We start from the raw sequence: 2,911 nt of genomic DNA, 5'->3' as shown, positions 1-2,911 counted from the left end.
ACCATGCCCGGATCGGTAAAATAGAACCCGCCGTGGGCGTCCATGACCAGATCGTTCGGCCCCTGGAACGGCTGGCCCTGGCAGCTGTCGTACACGACCTCGACCTTGCCCCCGGAGTCGATCCGCTGGATGCAGCCGGGGTCGCGGCCGCCGTTATTGGTCACGTACAGATAGCCGTCCGAACCCAGGGCTGCGCCGTTGGGCGCGCCGCCGGTGTCGGCAAAGCTGCGCTTGGCGCCGTCGGCCGTAATCGCCGTAATGCAGCCGGCTTGGATTTCGGTGACATACAGGGTCCCGTCCGGGGCCCAGACCGGCCCTTCCGGGAATTTCAGACCATCGGTCAGCACTTCAGGCGGCATGGCTCTCTCCTCGTGTGATTGTGCCGCCTGCTATACCACACCGCACCACCGGCCACAAATGGCTGCCCGTATTGACACGGCCGGCCAAAGGGCAAAGTCTAGGGGCGTTGTGCGGTGCCGCACCGCCCGAAGACGAACCCATGCCGAATCCACACAATATCATTGAAATCACCGACGCCACGGTCTACCGCCAGCACACCCGGGTCTTCGACAAGCTGTCGCTGAGCATTGCCGAGGGCTGTCAAACCGCCATCCTGGGTCCCAACGGGGCCGGCAAATCGACCCTGCTCAAGCTCCTGTCGCGCGAGCTGTACCCGGTCCGCCGGCCCGGCAGCCGGGTCCGCATCTACGGCCAGGAGCGCTGGGACGTGTGGGCGCTGCGCCGCCGCTTCGGGCTGGTCTCGCACGACCTGCAGCGGGAGTATATGGGCAGCGTCCCGGGGCTGAGCGTGATCCTGTCGGGCTACTATTCCAGCAACAATATCTGGGGTCACCAGGATTTCAGCCCAACCCACGTTGAGCGGGCGTACGAGCTGATGGACCAGCTCGATATCACCGCCCTCAAAGACCGGCCGTTCTCCAGCCTGTCAACCGGCGAGCAACGCCGCTTTCTGCTCGGCCGAGCCCTGGTCCACGACCCCGATACGCTGGTCCTGGACGAGCCGACCAGCGGCCTGGACCTGAAAACCTGCTTCCGGTATCTGGCTACCATTCGCCAGCTCATGCAGGCCGGCAAGACGCTCGTCCTGGTCACCCATCATATTCACGAGATTCCGCCGGAAATCTCGCGCGTGATCCTGCTCAAGCACGGCCGGGTGGTGGCCGACGGCGACAAGGCCGAGCTGTTCACCGACGCCAGGCTGAGCCACCTGTTTGACACCCCGGTCCACCTGCTCCAGGCCAAGGGCTACTACCAGGCGATTCCGGGCACAGCCTGAAAGACACCCGCCCATGAGCCAGCCGCCCATGAGCCAGCCGCCCGTCCGGCACGTGCCGACCCAGCCCTTTTCCGACCAGCGACCCGGCACCTCGGGTCTGCGCAAAAAAACGCGGGTGTTCGCCCAGGCCCACTATGTGGAGAACTTCATCCAGGCGATCTTCAACACCCTGCGGGACGGACCGCCGCTCGACTTCAGCCGCGAGAGCCTGGTGGTCGGCGGCGACGGGCGCTATTACAACCGGGAGGCCATACAGCGGATCGTCCGCATGGCGGCCGCCCACGGCTTTGGGCGCGTGCTGGTCGGCCGTGGCGGGCTGCTGTCCACACCGGCCATGTCGGCGGTGATCCGCCGCCGACAGGCCCTGGGTGGGCTGATCCTGAGCGCCAGCCACAATCCCGGCGGTCCCCAGGCCGACTTTGGCATCAAGTATAATATGCGCAACGGCGGCCCCGCCCCGGAGCGGGTTACCGGACAGGTCTACGAGCACAGCTTGCGCCTGTCTTCCTACCAAACCGTCGAATGGCCGGATATTGATCTGAAGCGGCCCGGCTCGAGCCACATTGGCCCGACCCAGGTTGAGGTCATTGACCCGCTGGCCGACTACACCGATCTCATGCAGGAGGTGTTTGACTTCGACGCCTTGCGCCGCCTCTTCCAGACCGGTTTTCGGCTGCGCTTTGACGCCATGCACGGGGTGACCGGGCCCTACGCCCGGCATATCCTGGCCGACTGCCTCGGGGCGGCCGAGGACAGCCTGCTGCGCGCCACCCCGCTCGAAGATTTTGGCGGCCTGCACCCCGACCCCAATCTGGTCCACGCCGCCGGGCTGGTGGCCGAGCTGTCGGCCAGTAATGCCCCGGATTTTGGCGCGGCGTGCGACGGAGACGGCGACCGCAACCTGATCCTGGGTCGCGGCTGTTTTGTTACGCCGGGGGATTCGGTGGCGATCATTGCCGAACACGCGGCCGACTGTATTCCGGCCTACCGGGCCGGGCTGGTCGGTGTGGCCCGCTCCATGCCGACCAGCACCGCGCTCGACCGTGTCGCCCAGGCGCTCGGCATTGCGTGTTACGAAACCCCCACCGGCTGGAAATTCTTCGGCAGTCTGATGGACGCCGGCCTGTGCAGCCTGTGTGGCGAGGAGAGCTTTGGCACCGGCTCGGACCATATTCGGGAGAAAGACGGGCTGTGGGCGATCCTGTGCTGGCTGTCCATCCTGGCCCACACCCGTAAATCGGTCGCTCAGGTCGTCCACGACCACTGGCGACGCTTTGGCCGCAGTTATTACCAGCGCCACGACTTCGAGGACCTTGAGCTTGGGGCTGCAAGCGGCGCGCTGGCGGCGCTGGGCCAAGCCTTGCCCGAGCTGCCGGGGCGTCGGCTGGCGGACAGCCGCGTCAGCTTCGCGGATGACTTCAGCTACACCGACCCGGTTGACCACAGCGTCAGCCGCCACCAGGGGCTGCGGATCGGCCTGGCCGACGGCTCACGCCTGGTGTGCCGCTTGTCGGGCACCGGGACGGACACGGCCACCCTGCGGGTCTACGCTGAGCGCTACGTCAGCCGACCCGGTATAGAGACGCCCGATGCCGTGCTGGCCCCGCTGGTCGG

General features: G+C 66.4%; 3 protein-coding genes. 2 read left to right on the top strand and 1 reads right to left on the bottom strand.

Annotated elements, in window-relative coordinates; translation table 11 throughout:
* The coding region (locus J4F42_17265) for an SMP-30/gluconolactonase/LRE family protein (GenBank protein MCE2487267.1) at positions 1–359 on the bottom strand (359 nt) is incomplete at its 3' end.
* Positions 360–499: 140 nt separating this feature from the next.
* Here J4F42_17265 and J4F42_17260 point away from each other — a divergent pair.
* Together J4F42_17260 and J4F42_17255 are read left to right on the top strand one after the other, a co-directional pair.
* The gene (locus J4F42_17260; protein ID MCE2487266.1) at positions 500–1,297 is read left to right on the top strand and encodes an ATP-binding cassette domain-containing protein; all 798 of its coding nucleotides are present in this window, start codon (positions 500–502) and stop codon (positions 1,295–1,297) included.
* Between the two features lie 13 nt (positions 1,298–1,310).
* The coding region (locus J4F42_17255) for an alpha-D-glucose phosphate-specific phosphoglucomutase (GenBank protein MCE2487265.1) at positions 1,311–2,911 on the top strand (1,601 nt) is incomplete at its 3' end.

This window comes from Desulfurellaceae bacterium, from assembly GCA_021296095.1.
Classification (GTDB): Bacteria; Desulfobacterota; Binatia; order Bin18; family Bin18; genus JAAXHF01.
This window is presented reverse-complemented; position numbering and strand designations above follow the sequence as displayed.